This window comes from Pseudomonas weihenstephanensis (genome assembly GCF_016812185.1).
Taxonomy (GTDB): Bacteria; Pseudomonadota; Gammaproteobacteria; order Pseudomonadales; family Pseudomonadaceae; genus Aquipseudomonas; species Aquipseudomonas weihenstephanensis.
In genome coordinates, this window is sequence record NZ_JAAEBV010000005.1 from 17,029 (window position 1) to 34,810 (window position 17,782).

General features: G+C 56.8%; 12 protein-coding genes. 4 read left to right on the forward strand and 8 right to left on the reverse strand.

The features are described from left to right. Nucleotides 1-407: 407 nt before the first annotated feature. The 8 genes from GYN01_RS16180 to GYN01_RS16215 all read right to left on the reverse strand — a co-directional run bounded on the left by GYN01_RS16180 (nucleotide 408) and on the right by GYN01_RS16215 (nucleotide 11,802). Nucleotides 408-893, reverse strand: a complete 486-nt coding sequence (locus tag GYN01_RS16180; protein WP_048363659.1) for a GNAT family N-acetyltransferase — start codon at nucleotides 891-893, stop codon at nucleotides 408-410. Between the two features lie 72 nt (nucleotides 894-965). Beyond that, nucleotides 966-1,301: an ANTAR domain-containing protein gene (locus tag GYN01_RS16185; protein WP_048363658.1), complete on the reverse strand. Its 336-nt coding sequence runs from the start codon at nucleotides 1,299-1,301 to the stop codon at nucleotides 966-968. 122 nt (nucleotides 1,302-1,423) lie between these two features. Next, a complete protein-coding gene (locus GYN01_RS16190) occupies nucleotides 1,424-4,687 on the reverse strand; it encodes a transporter substrate-binding domain-containing protein (RefSeq protein WP_203307453.1) in 3,264 nt (1,087 codons plus the stop codon). Continuing rightward, nucleotides 4,688-5,314, reverse strand: coding sequence for a response regulator transcription factor (locus GYN01_RS16195; protein ID WP_048399669.1), 627 nt, complete (start codon nucleotides 5,312-5,314; stop codon nucleotides 4,688-4,690). Between the two features lie 288 nt (nucleotides 5,315-5,602). Then, on the reverse strand, nucleotides 5,603-6,319 hold the full coding sequence (locus GYN01_RS16200; protein WP_048363655.1) for an MgtC/SapB family protein: 717 nt from the start codon (nucleotides 6,317-6,319) through the stop codon (nucleotides 5,603-5,605). 71 nt (nucleotides 6,320-6,390) lie between these two features. Beyond that, nucleotides 6,391-9,153, reverse strand: a complete 2,763-nt coding sequence (gene mgtA, locus GYN01_RS16205; RefSeq protein ID WP_048399671.1) for a magnesium-translocating P-type ATPase — start codon at nucleotides 9,151-9,153, stop codon at nucleotides 6,391-6,393. Nucleotides 9,154-9,864: 711 nt separating this feature from the next. Then, nucleotides 9,865-11,202 (reverse strand): lysine N(6)-hydroxylase/L-ornithine N(5)-oxygenase family protein, encoded by a 1,338-nt coding sequence (locus tag GYN01_RS16210; RefSeq protein ID WP_203307454.1) that lies wholly within the window; start codon nucleotides 11,200-11,202, stop codon nucleotides 9,865-9,867. Nucleotides 11,203-11,319: 117 nt separating this feature from the next. Further along, entirely contained in the window at nucleotides 11,320-11,802 is a 483-nt protein-coding gene (locus tag GYN01_RS16215; RefSeq protein WP_173426968.1) for a sigma-70 family RNA polymerase sigma factor, read from the reverse strand. A gap of 310 nt (nucleotides 11,803-12,112) precedes the next feature. Between GYN01_RS16215 and GYN01_RS16220 the strand changes: the two genes are divergently transcribed. The 4 genes from GYN01_RS16220 to GYN01_RS16235 all read left to right on the forward strand — a co-directional run bounded on the left by GYN01_RS16220 (nucleotide 12,113) and on the right by GYN01_RS16235 (nucleotide 17,754). Continuing rightward, the gene (locus GYN01_RS16220; RefSeq protein ID WP_048399674.1) at nucleotides 12,113-13,285 is read left to right on the forward strand and encodes an efflux RND transporter periplasmic adaptor subunit; all 1,173 of its coding nucleotides are present in this window, start codon (nucleotides 12,113-12,115) and stop codon (nucleotides 13,283-13,285) included. Then, nucleotides 13,286-15,253, forward strand: coding sequence for a MacB family efflux pump subunit (locus GYN01_RS16225; RefSeq protein WP_203307455.1), 1,968 nt, complete (start codon nucleotides 13,286-13,288; stop codon nucleotides 15,251-15,253). A 7-nt stretch (nucleotides 15,254-15,260) separates the two neighbouring features. Further along, nucleotides 15,261-16,655, forward strand: coding sequence for an efflux transporter outer membrane subunit (locus GYN01_RS16230; RefSeq protein WP_203307456.1), 1,395 nt, complete (start codon nucleotides 15,261-15,263; stop codon nucleotides 16,653-16,655). Between the two features lie 160 nt (nucleotides 16,656-16,815). Further along, nucleotides 16,816-17,754 carry a hypothetical protein gene (locus GYN01_RS16235; RefSeq protein ID WP_048399680.1) on the forward strand — a complete coding sequence of 313 codons (939 nt, stop codon included), beginning with the start codon at nucleotides 16,816-16,818 and terminating at the stop codon, nucleotides 17,752-17,754. Nucleotides 17,755-17,782 lie beyond the last annotated feature (28 nt).

A 17,782-nucleotide genomic window follows, 5' to 3' on the forward strand; every position in this document is an offset into this window, starting at 1 on the left:
CCGCGCGTAGCCTCGCGTTACTCGTCAACGCCTACAAGAACTGCATTTATCACCTGTAGTCGCTGCCGAGGCACGAGGCTGCGATCGTCCGCGAAGCGGCCGTAAACCCGATCACCGCGCCGTGTCTGGCACACCCAGGTTGAAGGCTTTACGACCACGCTGTCGCCGCGCGTAGCCTCGCGTTACTCGTCAACGCCTACAAAAACTGCATTTATCACCTGTAGTCGCTGCCGAGGCACGAGGCTGCGATCGGCCGCGAAGCGGTCGTAAACCCGATCACCGCGCAGTGTCTGGCACACCCAGGTTGAAGGCGTTACGACGCTGTCGCCGCGCGTAGCCGCGCGTTACTCGTCAATGCCTACAAGAACTGCATTTATCACCTGTAACCGCTGCCACCACGACGTGCCTTACAGGTATTTATTCCAGAACAGCATGTGTCCGTAGGCCGGGTCCAGCTGGCCATCACTGAAACCAAACTTGCGATAGGCACCCTGCGCCACCGGGTTGCCTTCTAGCACTTCAAGGGTGATTTTGCAGCAACCGCGCTCACGGGCGATGTCTTCAACCTTTTCCAACATTTTGTGGCTCAAGCCCAAACCCCGAAACGTATCCACCACCGACACGTCGTGAACGTTAACCAATGGCTTGCCAGCAAACGTAGAAAACCCTTCAAAACAGTTGACCAACCCTGCCGCCACATCATCGACAAACGCGAGCACGCTAAAGGCATGCGCACGCTTGGCCAGTTCAGCCGGCAAAGCGTCCAGCACCTGCGCCGAGAGTGCTTCACCGCCACCCATAGGATCCTTGGCGTAATGATTCAGCACATCCCTGAGGGCCTGTGCATGAACGGGGTTTGAATAGTCTGCCTGCACCACAACGATGTCCGACATACCACTTCTCCTCATTGAGACTGCTGATAACAGCCCCGGACATTAACGTGGCCCAGGGCGCGTATTCAAGTCTCAATCAGGTGCCTGAGCAGATACATCGACGGACTTCATCAGCGTCTCGATCTCACCTGCCAGCAGGGCCGCATGGGTGTAGATGTGCACATGCCTGAACTGTGAGTGGTCTGTGCGCAACTGCGCCTGATCCAACCCCGCTGCATTTGCCAAGTCTTGACTGATGAGCAATACGTCAAAAGCATCCACCTCTGCATCGCACAACCCCAATAACGCTTCAACACGCTCCAAGGGTGCAATGCGGTAATAGCCCAAGCCGTTAAGCGCCTTCTCTATCTTTAAAGCCTCTGTTCGCTCGGCATCGGCGATCAAGATTCGTAATGATTTAGTCGGCATTTGCGTTGAACCGTCTTCAAATTATGTTTCATCGAAAATTCAAACAATCCACCTCTGTGGACAGCCACACGCCACAGCTAGATAAGTACAAACGTATGGATTTCAAGAGGCCGCTCACCGCCTCAGGCCCGCAATTCATCGCTGTCGGCGTAGGCTTCAAGCAACGCCTCAAGGCGCTCCATACTCTGGTGGAGTTTATTGACATAGTCGGTCAGCGCTAACGCCGGGGTCGATGCACACGCAACTTCCAATTGTTCACAAGATTCAACCAACACCTGGGCATCAATGAGCATGGCGCCGCCTTTGATCCCATGTGCCAGTTCCATGAGGCCTTGACGATCATCGCTGACAAAAAAAGCCAGCAGACGCCCAATATCCTTGCGATTACTAATGGCCAGTTCGTCCAGCATTTTTCTAACCAGGCTTTCATCACCTTGGCTCATCTGCTTGAGATAACTCAGATCCAGCTCTTTAGCCCCCTGTACAGGCTCATAAATCGGCCCGGCTGGTACCACTCCAGCCAGGCAATCATCCAGGTCCTTGAGACTGATGGGTTTAAACAGGCAGCTGTCCATCCCGGCAGCCAGGCAGCGATCAACTTCTTCGGGTTGAGCGTTAGCCGTAAAGCCAAGAATCAGGCAGGGTTCTGAGCCGAGCAAGCGCTCTTGCTCGCGTATCGAGCGCGTTAATTCGTAGCCATTCATAACCGGCATATTGCAATCGGTGATCACCACATCAAAAGACCTGGCGTGCCAGGCTTGAAGTCCAAGCGCACCATTTTCAACATCCACTACGCTGTGCCCCAGATAGCTCATTTGCTGTACCAGCAGCATGCGGTTCGCGGGGTAGTCGTCCACCACCAGTACGTTTAGCGCGCTGTGTTGTTGCTCAGCCTCAGGTTCTGGCGCCACTTTGATGCTCTCAGGCTCAAGAACAGGCACCTGCACTGCCATCTCAACCTGTGTACCCACACCCTCCACGCTGTCCAGCCGCAAGGTGCCTCCCATCATCTCGCAGAGCGTTCGACAAATGACCAACCCCAGGCCAGAGCCACTGCGTGCCGATTGGGTGTTATTGCTGGCCTGAATAAACGGGCTGAACAAACGCGCCTGATCCTCCTGTGAAATCCCCATGCCGGTGTCCTGCACACGCACGCGCACCGAACGATGAGTGGGCGCGTGACCTGCACCCACGTGCAACTCAATGCGTACTTCACCCCGATCAGTAAACTTGATCGCATTGCCCACTAAATTGGAAATAATCTGTTTAAAGCGCAAAGGATCAATCAGCACATCTGAGTCAGGCACCTCAAAGGTCAATGTACTCACCAAACTCAGGTGTTTTTGCCGCGCCAGCCCATCAAACATACGCACTACCGATTCAACCAGTGCCTGCAAGTTGGCGCGTTCGGGGCTTAATGAAAGATGCCCGGACTCGATGCGTGCGATGTCCAGAATATCGCCGATTAGCTCCAGCAGTTCACGGGCCGAACCTGATGCCACCTCAATAGCAAAACGGTCCAGTATCCCTTGGTCGGCTTTTTTCATCGCCAGCTCAAGCATGCCGATCACGGCATTCATGGGGGTGCGAATTTCATGACTCATCGTGGCCAGAAACGTGGTTTTAGCCCGATTGGCTTCGTCTGCACGTTGCTTGGCTGCCTGTAGTTGGTCTAACAGCTGCTGGCGTTTACTGATCGCACGGCGCAAATAAGCGATCCACACCAGCGCCACCAACAGCAAAGCCGCTGCAATCGCAAAGCCTTGCACAATCGCGGCACGGTTACGCAACCAGTAACTGTTGCCCGCTTGCGTGGCGGTTCGCCAGCGATTGGTCAAAGTGCCCATTTCCTCAGGGGTGATGCTGAGCAGAGCTTTATCCAGAATGGCGCTTAATTGTGGGGCGTTGTGCGAGGTTGCAAAACCAATCTGCCCCGGCTGTGTCCCCACGGTGCTGGTGATATGCAATTGATCACTGAAATGGAGCGAGATCATGTAGCGGGCACTGACCAACGCATTAATTGCCGCATCCGCCTTGCCCTGGGCCACCCAACTCATGGCATCCCATGCGTTTTCGGCCTCCAGCAGTTGAACCTGCGGGTAGTGTTGCTGCACATAGTCGCGCAGCACATTACCCCGCACCAACACCACCCGCTGACCCGCCATCTGGTCCAGCGTAACAGGGCTTTGCGTTTTCAATGGTGTTACCAACACAAAGGGGGTGGTGAGATAGGGTCGGGTGAAACGCAATTGGTTTTCACGCGAGACGCTGGGTGTAAAGGCCCCCATCATGTCAGCTTTACCACTGGCCACCAGCACTGCCAGATCCTCGACTGACTGGGCTTTGACCGCCTCGAATACAAGTCCGGTTCGGGCGCTGATATGGGCCAGCACATCGGCACTGATGCCTTTAAATGCGCCTTGCTCATCAATGAACGACAGCGGCAGGTATTGATCGTTGATCGCCACTTTAATGCGCGGATGTTGGTTGAGCCAATGCTGCTCACTGTCGCTGAGGTTGAGCCGCCAATGGCTGGTTATTTGGGGCCCTTCCGAACTCCAGCGGCGCAGGATGGTCATGCGTTCACTGGCAGGAATCGCCGCCATCGCCGCATTCACCACACGCAGTAACCGAGTGTCGGTGCGCCGTAAAGCAAAGGAAAAGGGCGTGACCTCCAGACGTGAAAAATCCGCCACCTGCACATTGTTCAAGTAGTTTTTGTTGATCAGGTAATTGGCGCTGATGAAATCACCCAAATACACATCGGCTTGGCCAAACGCCACGGCACCGATCGCCGTCAGGGTGGAGGGATACAGTTGCAACGTGGCTCGGGGGTAAAACGCCCTGACTTTGTCTGGCGGCAAATAGTGATCCAGTAACGCCACACGCTTGCCCGCCAGGTCAAAGGGCAAGTTGTTGCGGTTACTGGTGCGGGTAACCAGCGTCGGGGAGTCTTCGGCGTAGGCCCGGGTTAACTTCAGCGCTGGGTCCTGCGTTTCAAAGTCGTTGGCGCTGCCCAGTAAATCCACTTCGCCCTGTTTGAGCGCCGCCATGGCCACGGGCCTTGAAGGATAGCGTTTGACCTCGACGCTAACGTTCAGTAACTCCGAAACAAGCTCGGCATAGTCCGCCGTCAAACCTTCAAAATACTGCCCGTCCGCCGTTACATCGAAGGGGGCGTAATCGGGCGCAGAGACGCCTAAGCGCAACGTACCTTTTTGGCTCAGCCATTGTTTGTCCGCTGGTTCAAGCACCACGCTGTAATCTTCAACGTTGGAGCGGCCTAGCAATTGCAGGGTCTGAACCGATGCCTGCGCCGCGACGCTTGACCAGCACACGCTCATCAAGCACAGCCCCATCACACATTGGCGTACAAATACCTTCATTTAGAGCAGGCCGTTACGCTTGGCAAACTCGGCCAAGTGCACCACAGAATCAATCTTTAGCTTTACCTTCAAGCGGGTCTTATACGTACTGATGGTTTTACTGCTCAAAGACATGTCTTCGGCAATCTTTTTATTACTTACCCCCTGCGCCAGATGCAGCAAAATAGTGAGCTCACGCGGGGACAAACCTTCAATCAACACCTGCTCACTCAAACTCCCATCACTGTTACGAACAGAACTGCTCGCCACACTCGGAAAAAAGCTATAACCCCCCATCACGACTTTGACACCCCGCAAAACGTCGTCCATCCCCTTGGTTTTGTTAATAAAACCATTGGCACCGGCACGCATACATTGCGCCGAGAAATGCGAATCCTGGTAAGAAGTCAGCACCAGAACCCGAACTTCGGGCTTGTAGGTTTTTATTCGATTAAGGACATCCAGCCCATCAATGCCAGGCAGGCCAATGTCCAGAATCACGAGGTCAACCGGGTGATTGCGAATAAATTGAATGGCTTCGCTGCCCGTGCCGACGTCTCCTACCACCTCATAGTTTTGTGCTGCCAGCTCGAGCTTCATCACAGAGCGGATCAAAGGATGATCATCGACAATCAAAACTTTATACATAGGTACCTCAGTCCATTGCATCAACGCCGGTGCAAACTTCGTGCTAAACACCGTTTTGAATAGATACGATTTTTCAGAAACCCAAAAAGACAGATTTATTGACACTCGAGTGAAGTATAGGAAATTTCCCACAAATTTCTTTCAAATATCCGAAACAAATAAAACTCCCCTCTGAAGGCCGCGTGAAATTCAGCCGAGGATAATCGCCAATTAAGCACTAGGAGCATGAAGGGTGATTTCGACTACGCTTGTAGGGTATTTCTTAAGCTGGCCACGCCGACACCGGCATTATTCCGTGGTACTCGGGCTCCAAAAAGCTTGAACCACCAACGTTGAGGTCGAGATCCGGGCAATCAACGCATCCAGCTCATCCCCGTCCACAGAGGTTGCAACCAGCGTGCCTTCAATTTCGACTTCATCCTGACCAAAGGCATGCACATCCAAATCCCGGGCCGGGTAATTGCTGCGCTCCAACTCTGCTTCGAGCAAGGCCAGCACGGCCTTTTGCTGATGACGTCGCGCAATCACGTACACCATGTAGGTCACTTCGGACGAAATCACGTCCAGTGGCTGACGGTTAATATTGTTGACGATGGGACGCAGCAAGGTGTTGGCCGCCAACACGAATAACGTACCCAGCAACGCCTCCAGAATCAGGTCTGCACCTGCACAGGCGCCAACGGCCGCTGACGCCCATAACGTGGCTGCCGTGTTGAGACCGCGCACATTGCCTTCTTCGCGCATGATCACCCCGGCCCCTAAAAAACCTATACCTGAGACCACATACGCCACCACCCGCACCGCACCTTCAGCGCCGCCCAGCCGGTTGGCCATGTCGACAAAAATCGCCGCGCCCACCGCCACCAGCACATTGGTGCGTAACCCGGCGGTACGTTGGCGATACTGGCGCTCGAAACCGATCAAGCCGCCAAGGATAAAGGCAGCACTGAGGCTGACCAGCGTGTCCACCAGCGAGGTGAGGTTGATATTGTTGAGTGCTTGCATGATTTCATCCTTGACTCGATCGCTATGCGCAGTCGCTGACGCGGTGGCGCCAACGACGCCACACGCCTGCTTTACTGCCAGCCAAACTTACGAATGTAGAACCCCTTCACCGCTTGGGTCAGGGCCATGTACGCCAGCAAGATCATCGGCAAAAACACGAAGTACAGCGGTGGCAACGCCTCCAGTTTAAAGTAGCTGGCCAATGGCCCCATCGGCAGAAAAATACCTACTGCCATGATCACGCCCGTCATCACCATCAATGGCATCGCCGCGCGGCTTTGCAGGAAGGGAATTTTAGGCGTACGGATCATGTGCACAATCAGGGTTTGCGTCAGCAGGCCGACCACGAACCACCCGGACTGGAACAGGGTTTGATGCTCAGGCGTATTGGCCTGGAACACGTACCACATCAGGCCAAACGTCAAAATATCGAAAATCGAGCTGATCGGGCCAAAGAACAACATGAAGCGCCCCACTTCAGCAGGCTGCCAGCGCTGTGGTTTTTTCAGCATGTCTTCATCGACGTTATCGAACGGGATGGCGATCTGCGACACATCGTAGAGCAGGTTTTGCACCAGCAGGTGCATCGGCAGCATTGGCAAAAACGGAATAAACGCACTGGCCACCAACACCGAGAACACGTTGCCGAAGTTGGAACTGGCGGTCATCTTGATGTACTTGAGCATATTGGCGAAGGTACGACGCCCTTCAAGTACGCCCTCCTCCAGCACCATTAGGCTTTTTTCCAGCAAGATGATGTCCGCCGCTTCCTTGGCGATGTCCACTGCACTGTCCACCGAAATACCAATGTCCGCTGTGCGCAAGGCGGGCGCATCGTTGATCCCGTCGCCCATGAAGCCAACCACATGGCCATTGGCTTTGAGCAAGCGCACGATGCGTTCTTTGTGGGTGGGTGTGAGCTTGGCGAACACATTGGTGGTTTCCACTGCCACCGCCAGCTCAGCATCGCTCATGCGTTCAATGTCATTGCCCATCAGCAGCCCCTGCTGATCCAGGCCCACTTCGCGGCAAATTTTCGCCGTTACCAACTCGTTATCACCCGTCAGCACTTTGACCGCGATCCCGTGCTCAGCCAACGCCTTGAGTGCGGGCGCCGTGCTTTCTTTGGGCGGATCAAGAAACGCCACGTAACCGATCAGCGTCAGTTGCTGTTCATCCGCCAGGCTGTAAGTGTCACGGCCTGGCGCCATGGAACGCGCCGCGACACCCACAACGCGCAAGCCTTCTTCGTTGAATGCCGCGGTAACGCTACGAATCCGCGCCAACAGTTCATCCGTCAGCGCCTCTTCAGACTCGCCATGACGCACGCTGTTGCACACCGACAACACTTCTTCGACAGCGCCTTTGCAAATCAATACGTGAGGCTGGTCTTGCTCGGCCACCACCACTGACATCCTGCGGCGCGTGAAGTCGAAAGGAATTTCGTCAACCTTGTTGAACGCCGTGCCCACGTTCAATTCACGGTGAACCTCAACGTGCTCCAGCACGGCCACGTCCAGCAGGTTTTTCAACCCGGTCTGGTAGTAGCTATTGAGGTAAGCCATTTCCAGCACGTCGTCAGACTCTTGCCCCCACACATCCACGTGCCGGGCAAGGAAGATTTTATCCTGGGTCAGCGTGCCGGTTTTATCGGTGCACAGCACATCCATCGCGCCAAAGTTCTGGATCGCGTCCAGCCGTTTGACGATGACTTTTTTACGCGACAAAAATACGGCGCCTTTGGCCAGGGTCGAGGTCACGATCATAGGCAGCATTTCGGGGGTCAAGCCCACTGCCACCGACAGCGCGAACAGCAGTGCTTCTGTCCAGTCGCCCTTGGTAAAACCATTGATGAACAGCACCAGCGGCGCCATCACAAACATAAAACGGATCAGCAACCAGCTGACTTTGTTAACCCCGGTCTGGAACGAAGTCGGCCCGCGGTCGGTCGCCCCGACTCGTTGCGCCAAGGCCCCGAAGTAGGTGTTGTTACCCGTGGTGAGTACCACTGCCGTGGCTGCCCCGGACACCACGTTGGTGCCCATGAACACAATATTGTCCAGCTCCAGCGGGTTGCGGGTGTCGCGGTCAGTCTGGTGCGCAAATTTTTCCACGGGCATCGATTCGCCCGTCATTGCTGCCTGGCTGACAAACAGGTCCTTGGCGCTGAGTACCCGGCAATCGGCAGGAATCATGTCACCGGCAGACAGCACAATCAGATCACCCGGCACCAATTGCTTGATCGCCAGCTCGATGCGCTGCGCGCCTTTGATGTTCAGCGACGCGCCATAGAACTTGCCAAACATTGGCGCGGCATCGGCACTGAAATCGCGACGCATCACCGTGGCCGTGTTGCTGACCATCGCCTTAAGCGCATCTGCTGCTTTATTCGACTTGGCTTCCTGCCAAAATCGCAGCACGGTGGACAACACCACCATGGTGCCAATCACCACCGCGGCCTGAATGTCATCGGTGGCCAACGACACGGCCGCCAGCAAGGTCAACAGCAAGTTGAAGGGGTTTTTGTAGCAGTGCCACAGGTGCACCCAGCGGCTCAGGGGCTGTTCGCGCTCGACCTCGTTAAGCCCATGCTGCTGACGCAGCGCTTGCGCTTCAACTTCACTCAGGCCATCGGTGTGGGTGCCCAGCGTGTCGATCAGTACCGCGCTGTCGCTGTTGGCCGCAGCGACCAGGGTTTGCGCCAATGTCGCGGGAACTTCGCGGCTGACCGTGGTATGGCTCAGGCCATCCAGAACGGCCAGACGACGAAAGTGCCGCCCGATGTGACGCGTGCGCAGAAAACCTGCGAAGAATTCTTTCAGGGTGAGTTTCATGGTGCTACTCCTGCGCCGCCTGCGCTCACCCCCAGCGGGGGCTTACCCAGACGGCCTTAATCTCGAACCGTCATTCATGGTGTTACAACCCGGATACAGGCCAAATGCCTGTGATTTTTAGTGAGGCAGTCGTACGCAGCCCGGTAAGGCAGGCCGATGATGACGACGGTGGATGAGTCTGAAAATGTTGCCCATGGTGATTCCCCTAACACGTGGTGTCAGCGGTGTTGCGCAGCAGGTACAGACGAGCGCAAGCCGTGCGCCATAAAGGCGGGGCATGAACCTGCGCCCTGATGCGATCCGCGGCCGTAGAGGCTGTGATCACACAGGTTTCAGTGTCGAAGAGAAGGTTTCGAGGTTCAGGTCACCACTGACCCGATCAAGACTCCGTTTCTCGCTGATCAGCAAGAAACGGCAGGGGAATCTGCGCGTTAGCTTGCCGAGGTGATGCCGGTCTTTAACACCGGCCGACTACTGTCACTCGAACTGGTACCCACTGAGGGACTCCGCTATTGATGAAAACGCCGGCAGCTTACGCCCGACGTTTTAGAGAGTAAACCGTAGGAAGGCTTACGTTTGATGAATCAGAAGGTTCTTCAGGAAGGGTTCAGAAACCAAAAAGCGCTTACCTGAATATCAAGCAAGCGCTTTGGGGATGCCGTGGGTCGCAGGCCAACACGCGGCCATTGTGGGTTCGCGACAGGTTCAGCCTTAGACGGCGGTGGCCAGCAATTGCTCCGCGTTGATGGGGCCCTTGGTGCGGTGTTTATCGTGGGTGTACAGCGACCCGCAAATTTCCTCGGCACGGATCGGCAGCACCGACAGCAACGTGTCGCTCAGGCCGTGGCTGGCCTGGCAAAAGCCCTGCATATAGATGCCCGCCTTGCAGCGCGCGTCGGTGGCGATGCGGTAATCGCGGCCCACTTCAAAGTCGCCCAAGTACTCGGCCAAAGGTGCCAGCAAATGACGATGCATCTGGCGCTCATAGCCTGTGGCCAGAATCACCGCATCGTAATGCTGCTCGCTAAGCTCACCGCTGGCGGTGTTGCGCAGCGCCAGCTTGATGCCCTGCGCGTCAACCACCGCGCTTTCAATGCTGGTCAGGCTGCGGAACGCGTGACGGGCAATGCCCGAGACTTTCTGACGATAGAAAATCCCGTAAATACGTTCGATCAGGTCAATGTCGACCACTGAATAGTTGGTGCTCTGGTACTCATTGATCAGCCGTTCGCGCTCGGCGGTGTTTTGCTGGTACACCAGGTCAGTGAACTCCGGCGAAAACACTTCGTTGACGAAGGGACTGTCATCGGCCGGTTTGAGCGCCGAGCCGCGCAGGATCAAGTCCACTTGCGCCGACGGAAAGCTGTCATTCAAGTCAATGAAGGCTTCGGCGGCACTCTGACCGCCGCCAATGATCGCGATGCGCATTGGCTTACCGTTCACACACGGCTGTTTGGCCATACGTTCCAGGTACTGCGAGTGGTGGAATACCCGGCTGTCATCTTTGAGCGCGTTGAAGGCCTCTGGAATTCGCGGTGTGCCGCCTGCACTCACCACCACCGAGCGGGTCGTGCGCACGTGTTGTTGGCCCTGAGCATCGCGCGAGATCACGCGCAGCGCTTCAACCTGTTGCTGATGCAATACCGGCTCGATGGCCAGCACTTCTTCGCCGTAACGGCTTTGCGCTTCGAAGTGCGACGCCACCCAGCGCAGGTAATCGTTGAACTCCATGCGGCACGGGTAAAAAGTACCCAGGTTGATGAAGTCCACCAGACGCCCGTGCGCCTTGAGGTAATTGACGAAAGAATACGGGCTGGTCGGATTGCGCAACGTCACCAGGTCTTTGAGGAACGAGATTTGCAGTTCGCTCTGGGTCACCAGCGTGTTGCCGTGCCAACGGTAGTCGGCCTGTTTGTCCAGAAACAGCACGTCCAGCGGGCCTTGCACCTGTCCGCGCTCTTCCAGGGCGATGGCCAAGGCCAGATTGGAAGGCCCGAAACCGATGCCGATCAGATCATGAACGACGGCCGAAGCGATTGCCTGTGTCATTTCCAGTGTCCTCTGGATTACCCCTCAACAGAGGGAAGAAAAAGCCCATGACCTGATTGCTCTGTGGCAGAACAGCAGGTCGTCTGTTGAGTAGGAACGAGGCTACAGAAATAAAATTTAGGCGTTATCCCACTGCCGAATACGAAACCGGCAATGCTTCATGGCATTCACGATGTGCTTCTCCACCACACTGCGTGACACACCGAGGCGTTCGGCAATCTCGGGGTGAGACAGGCCCTCAAGCTTGCGCAACAAAAAACTGTCACGGCAGGCTTCAGGTAACTCGCTCAACGCACGCTGCACCATCTCCAGGCGCTGACCGTGGTCCATGGTGGCTTGAGGAGAGGGGCAGAAAAACCGCTCATCGGTGTCCAGCACCTCCAACGGTTCAACCTGACGCAAGGTATTGCGCCGATGACCGTCGATCACCAGATTGAGCGCCGTGCGGTACAAGAACGCCCGCGGCTGCTCAATCGGCTCATCACTGGAACGTTCCAGCACCCGCACATACGCGTCATGCACCACATCTTCAGCGGCCTGAGCATTGCCCATGCGGGCACTCAAAAAGCTCACCAATTCACGATAGTAGTTTTCCAACATGACTCCTGACCGCAGCGGGGCGCGGTAACTTTCCATGAGCGCAGAACATGGCCGTATGACATAGCGGCATGATGATGGCACTTTTGCAGACGTAATTTATAGTAATTCTCATATAGATTTAAAGCCCGACCGTTCAAACTCTCAGGAAATATTCAGTAACAGCCCGCCCTGCACAGCCTTAAATTGCGCGCCTGAGCGTTCGTTTACTCAACAGCTCCCCGTGTCTGTCGCCTCGCCGACAGCGTTAGCTGTTGGGCATTTCGGCTCAATGACATGACGACGGGCCGAATCTCATTGGCCGGAACCCTGCATGAAACGCCCCCGACAGACCCTCCGCGCACTGCTGATTACTCTCTCGTTACTGCTGGTTGCCGCGCTCGTTGCGTGGCCTTTTCTCACGCCCAGTCGGGACGCGTATGACACCGTCCCCGTCACCCGTGGCGACATCGAAAACAGCGTCACGGCCCTCGGCACATTACAACCGCGCCAATATGTCGATGTGGGGGCACAGGCTTCGGGGCAAATTCACAAGATCCATGTCGAGGTCGGTAACGAGGTCAAAGAAGGCCAATTGCTGGTCGAGATAGACCCCTCCACGCAGACGGCCAAGCTCGATGCCAGCCGGTTCGCCATTGAAAACCTCAAGGCCCAACTGCAAGAACAGCGCGCCCTGCACGACCTGGCCGAACAGAAATACCGGCGCCAGCAACACCTGGTCCAAGGCGGCGCCACCCGCGAGGAAGACGTGCAAAGCGCACAGGCCGAGGTCCGCACCACTCAGGCCCGCACCCAGATGTTCCAGGCCCAGATTCGCCAGGCACAGGCCAGCTTGCGCAGCGATGAAGCGGAGCTGGGTTACACGCGCATTTTTGCGCCGATGGCCGGCACCGTGGTGGCGATTGACGCTCGCGAAGGCCAAACCCTCAACGCGCAACAACAAACACCGTTGATTTTGCGCATTGCCAAACTGTCTCCGATGACAGTCTGGGCCGAGGTCTCGGAAGCCGACATCGGCCACGTCAAACCCGGCATGCAGGCTTACTTCACCACCTTGAGTGGTGGCAACCGGCGCTGGAACAGCACCGTGCGACAAATTCTGCCGGTGCCCCCCAAGCCGCTAAACGAGGCCAGCCAGGGCGGCGGCAGCCCCGCCAGCTCAGGCAAGAGCGGCAGCGCGCGCGTGGTGCTGTACACCGTATTGCTAGACGTCGACAACACCGATCAGGCGCTGATGCCCGAGATGACCACCCAGGTCTTCTTCGTGGCCGATCAGGCCAAAGACGTACTGCTGGCACCTATTGTGGCCCTGCAAGGCAGTACCGACAGCGATCGTCAGACGGCGCACATTGTCGCCAAAAACGGCAAAGTCGAACCCCGCGACATTCGCACCGGTATCAGTGATCGCCTGCGCGTGCAAATCCTCGAAGGGCTGAACGAAGGTGATCACCTGCTGATCGGCCCAGCCACCGGCAAGGGAGGCTAAATGGCCACTCCCCTGATTGACCTGCACGACATCCGCAAGGTCTACGGCGGCATCGACACCCCCGAAGTCCACGTACTCAAAGGTGTCAGCCTGTCGATTCACGCGGGCGAGTTCGTGGCCATCGTCGGCGCCTCGGGTTCGGGCAAATCGACGCTGATGAACATCCTCGGCTGCCTCGACCGACCCACGTCCGGACGCTATCTGTTTGCCGGTGAAGACGTGGCCCGGCTGGACTGCGACGAACTGGCCTGGCTGCGCCGCGAAGCCTTTGGTTTTGTGTTTCAGGGCTACCACCTGATCCCGTCGGCCTCAGCCCAGGAAAACGTCGAAATGCCGGCCATTTATGCCGGTATGCCCGCCGCCGAGCGGCACGCGCGCGCGGCCGCCCTGCTCGACCGACTGGGCCTGGCCGAGCGCACGGCCAATCGCCCACACCAACTGTCTGGCGGCCAACAACAACGCGTGTCCATTGCGCGCGCCTTGATGAACGGCGGGCACATCATCCTGGCCGACGAACCCACCGGCGCCCTGGACAGCCACAGCGGCGCCGAAGTCATGACGTTGCTCGATGAACTGGCCAGCCAGGGCCATGTGGTGATCCTGATTACCCACGACCGCGAGGTGGCGGCACGGGCCAAGCGCATCATCGAAGTGCGCGACGGCGAGGTCATCAGTGACACTGCCAACGACGCACCAGCATCCAGCGACAACCCCAAAGCGTTACAGGCCATCGATTTTCGCCAACGCCTGAGCGAAGGCAGCGAGGCCAGGGGCGCCTGGAAAGGCGAGCTGGTAGACGCCGTACACGCGGCCTGGCGGGTGATGTGGATCAATCGCTTTCGCACCGCCCTGACCTTGCTCGGTATTGTCATTGGCGTGGCCTCGGTAGTGGTGATGCTGGCCGTGGGCGAAGGCAGCAAACGCCAGGTGATGGCCGAAATGGGCGCCTTTGGCTCCAACATCATTTACCTCAGCGGCATGTCGCCCCGCCCCAGAGCGCCGCTGGGCATTGTCACCCTCAGCGACGTGGCGGCGCTGTCGACCCTGCCGCAAGTGAAAATGATCATGCCGATCAATGGCGCCGAGATCGGCGTGCGCTTCGGCAACGAAGACCACACCCTGTACACCGGCGGTAACGGCATCGACTTCTCGGCGATCTTCAACTGGCCCGTGGTGCAAGGCAGTTTCTTCTCCCAGGCCGATGAAGACGCTGCCGCCGCTGTCGCGGTGATCGGTAAAAAAGTGCGCGAGAAAGTGCTCAAAAACGTACCCAACCCGATTGGCCAGTACATCCTGCTGGAGAACGTGCCCTTTCGCGTAGTCGGCGTGCTGGCCGAGAAAGGCGCCAGCTCCGGCGACTCCGACAGTGACACGCGCATCGTGGTGCCCTACTCCTCGGCGAGCGTGCGCCTGTTTGGCACCCATAACCCGGAATACGTGGTGATTGCCGCGGCCGATGCCAGCAAGGTGAATCAAACCGAAAAAGCCATTGAGCAACTGATGCTCAAACTGCACCACGGCACACGCGATTTCGAAATCACCAACAACGCCGCGATGATCCAGGCCGAAGCCAAAACCCGCAACACCCTCTCGCTGATGCTCGGCTCAATTGCCGCCATCTCATTGTTGGTGGGCGGTATCGGGGTGATGAACATCATGCTCATGACGGTACGCGAACGTACCCGTGAAATCGGTATTCGCATGGCCACTGGCGCGCGCCAGCGCGACATTCTGCGTCAATTCCTCACTGAAGCCCTGATGCTATCGGTCGTGGGCGGTGCAGCGGGCATCGGCCTGGCATTCATCGTGGGCGCCGTACTTTACCTGTGCGACGTTGCCGTGGCGTTTTCGTTGGTAGCCGTCCTGGGCGCCTTCGGTTGCGCACTGGTGACTGGCGTCATTTTCGGCTTTATGCCGGCCCGCAAAGCTGCCCGGCTCGACCCGGTCACGGCCCTTACCAGTGAATAAACGATTGATGAAGCCGTCTTTGAGCCTGTTGTCCGCCTGCCTGTTGCTGGGTGCTTGCAGCCAAAATCCCCCCCACGACGATCACGACGTCCTTTTACCCGCCACCTGGCAGTCAGCCCACACGCTCGCCAACCCGCTGACCCAGCAACAATGGTGGCAACAATTTGGCAGCCCCGAACTGGATCGCCTGATTGCCCAGGCTCAGGTGGGCAGTTATGACCTGGCGGGCGCCGTCGCACGGGTACGACAAGCTCAAGCCAGCGCCGTGATCGCCGGGGCCCCCTTGCTGCCCGAAATAAAACTGGGCGGCAGCGGCAATCGCGAAAAACTGTTACGGGGCAAGGGCTACAGCCAACTGGACGCCACGGACAACAAAAAGGCCGTCGATTACTTTGACGCCCGCTTGACTGCCAGCTATGAAGTCGATTTTTGGGGAGGCAAAGCGGCTGCGCGTGACAGCGCGCTACAGGCACTCCAAGCCTCCGAATTTGATCGCGCGACGGTTGAGCTGACCTTGCTCAGCGGCGTTGCCAACAGTTACGTGCAAACCCTGGCGCTCGACGAGCAGTCGCGCATTGCCCGATTTAACCTGAGCAATGCACAACGTGTGCTTGGCGTGGTGCAAACGCGCTATGACGCTGGCTCCGCGACAGCGCTGGAGCTGGCCCAGCAAAAAAGCTTGGTCGCCCGCCAGCAACGCCAACTGCCGCTCATTGAGCAACAGGCGCAAGAGGCCCGCATCACCCTCGCGGTGCTAATGGGTAAGCCTGTGCAACAACTCACTCTCGGCGACACCGCGTTCGCCCAACTGCACTGGCCGAGCATCGGCAGCGGGTTACCCAGTGAACTGCTAACCCGGCGCCCGGATATCGCCAGCGCCGAAGCCAAACTGGCGGCCGCCCACGCGGATGTCATTGTGGCCCGCGCCGCCATGTTGCCGGGCTTGACACTGGGAGCCAGCCTCGGCTCGGGTGCCGACCGTTTGAGCGATGTGCTGCGCAGCCCGTTTTACAACCTGACGGCAGGGCTGACCGCCCCCCTCTTCAACAACGGGCGCCTGAGTGCCGAGCGCGACAAAGCCAGTGCTCGCCAACAGGAGCTGCTGCAAACCTACCGGGCAAGCATCATCAACGCCTTCGCCGACGTTGAAAAAGCCCTCAACAGCGCCAACGGTCTGGACCAGCAGCGTCAGTGGCAAGACGAAGAGCTGAAACAGGCACAGCAAGCCTTCGACATTGCCGAAAATCGCTACAAGGCAGGGGCTGAAATGCTGCTGACCGTTCTGCAAACACAAAACACGCTGTATCAGGCCCAGGACCAACAGGTGCAACTGCGCATGGCCCGGTTGCAGGCCAGCATCGCACTGTACAAAGCGCTAGGCGGCGGTTGGCAAGCGATGTGATTTAACACCCCCGTTTCCGTTGGCGCGATTGAATACAGACCGACGATGCTTACTTTCAGAACCCTTATAAATATGTACATCTTCATTGCGTATGCAGCGTTGTATTTTTACTCCATCTCAACACACCGCCCGCCTAAAAATATGCAGCATGGAGATTTAAATGAGCACTCAAACGCATCACACCGGTCAAACGGTCCCTCATGACAAGCAGACAGGCACTTCCGTTGAGGACATACCCTGCGAGCCCTGGGAACTGATTCTTCCAATTGAAGGCACCCAGATTGCCAGTGGCGTTGCAACGGTTGAGTTCCACGACAAACTGTACGTCTTCTTTATCAAAGAGAAACAACCCGACGTCTTAAGCCTGGGTTACTTGGTGATGATCAAGAATGCGCACAGCAAACTCGTGGTAGAGAGTAGGCATGAGTTGACCGTCGCTGCGGTTGGCCGCTTTCGACCCGCAGTGACGGTCTATGACAATCACTTGTTCTGTTTTTACACCGGCACTGATCAGCGCATACGTTACCTCGCCTATTCCGGCCTGCAATGGTCACCCACTATTTTGGTGCCCCATCTTTTAACCGCCGATGCCCCCGCGGTTGTCAGCCATGAACAAGCATTGTATTTGGCACTGCAAGGGACAGTAGAGGGGCAGTTTTTTCACAAAGTCTTTGAAAACTTCACATGGGGAAAGAATATCCAGAGTCCCACCCTCCGAATAACAGGAAGTCCTGCTCTGTGCCTCTTTAATGACAAGCCCACTGCCGCGATCGAAGGACTGGACGGTTTATTGCACATATTTGAATTCAGTGACAATACGTGGCAAAGAACTTACAAATCTTCGTTACCCGGCACCTTTGGCTCTCCTGCGCTTAATGTGTGGAACGGTTTGCTTATTTACGGTTTGCAAAAGCACGTCAGTAAGCGCTATGTCACTGAAGCGGTACACAGTGCAGGCACTTCGCCGTATTACAGCAAGACAATAGGTGCTTATCTCTCGCCACCCTGCCTGAGCGTTTACAAGGGCGACTTTTATTTGATCGGCCAACGTCCATGTAACGACATAGGGGTCTCTTTGTTTAACCCTGAGTGCCTGTAGTTTTTCTCTGCTGACGTTCAGCGCACGC

Excerpts from the sequence above, each read along its gene's own strand:
- GYN01_RS16220 (WP_048399674.1), top strand. The coding sequence starts at position 12,113 with ATGAAACGCCCCCGACAGACCCTCCGCGCACTGCTGATTACTCTCTCG.
- GYN01_RS16225 (WP_203307455.1), top strand. The coding sequence starts at position 13,286 with ATGGCCACTCCCCTGATTGACCTGCACGACATCCGCAAGGTCTACGGC.
- GYN01_RS16185 (WP_048363658.1), bottom strand. The coding sequence starts at position 1,301 with ATGCCGACTAAATCATTACGAATCTTGATCGCCGATGCCGAGCGAACA.
- GYN01_RS16230 (WP_203307456.1), top strand. The coding sequence starts at position 15,261 with ATGAAGCCGTCTTTGAGCCTGTTGTCCGCCTGCCTGTTGCTGGGTGCT.
- mgtA (WP_048399671.1), bottom strand. The coding sequence starts at position 9,153 with ATGAAACTCACCCTGAAAGAATTCTTCGCAGGTTTTCTGCGCACGCGT.
- GYN01_RS16200 (WP_048363655.1), bottom strand. The coding sequence starts at position 6,319 with ATGCAAGCACTCAACAATATCAACCTCACCTCGCTGGTGGACACGCTG.
- GYN01_RS16190 (WP_203307453.1), bottom strand. The coding sequence starts at position 4,687 with ATGAAGGTATTTGTACGCCAATGTGTGATGGGGCTGTGCTTGATGAGC.
- GYN01_RS16180 (WP_048363659.1), bottom strand. The coding sequence starts at position 893 with ATGTCGGACATCGTTGTGGTGCAGGCAGACTATTCAAACCCCGTTCAT.
- GYN01_RS16210 (WP_203307454.1), bottom strand. The coding sequence starts at position 11,202 with ATGACACAGGCAATCGCTTCGGCCGTCGTTCATGATCTGATCGGCATC.
- GYN01_RS16235 (WP_048399680.1), top strand. The coding sequence starts at position 16,816 with ATGAGCACTCAAACGCATCACACCGGTCAAACGGTCCCTCATGACAAG.
- GYN01_RS16195 (WP_048399669.1), bottom strand. The coding sequence starts at position 5,314 with ATGTATAAAGTTTTGATTGTCGATGATCATCCTTTGATCCGCTCTGTG.
- GYN01_RS16215 (WP_173426968.1), bottom strand. The coding sequence starts at position 11,802 with ATGTTGGAAAACTACTATCGTGAATTGGTGAGCTTTTTGAGTGCCCGC.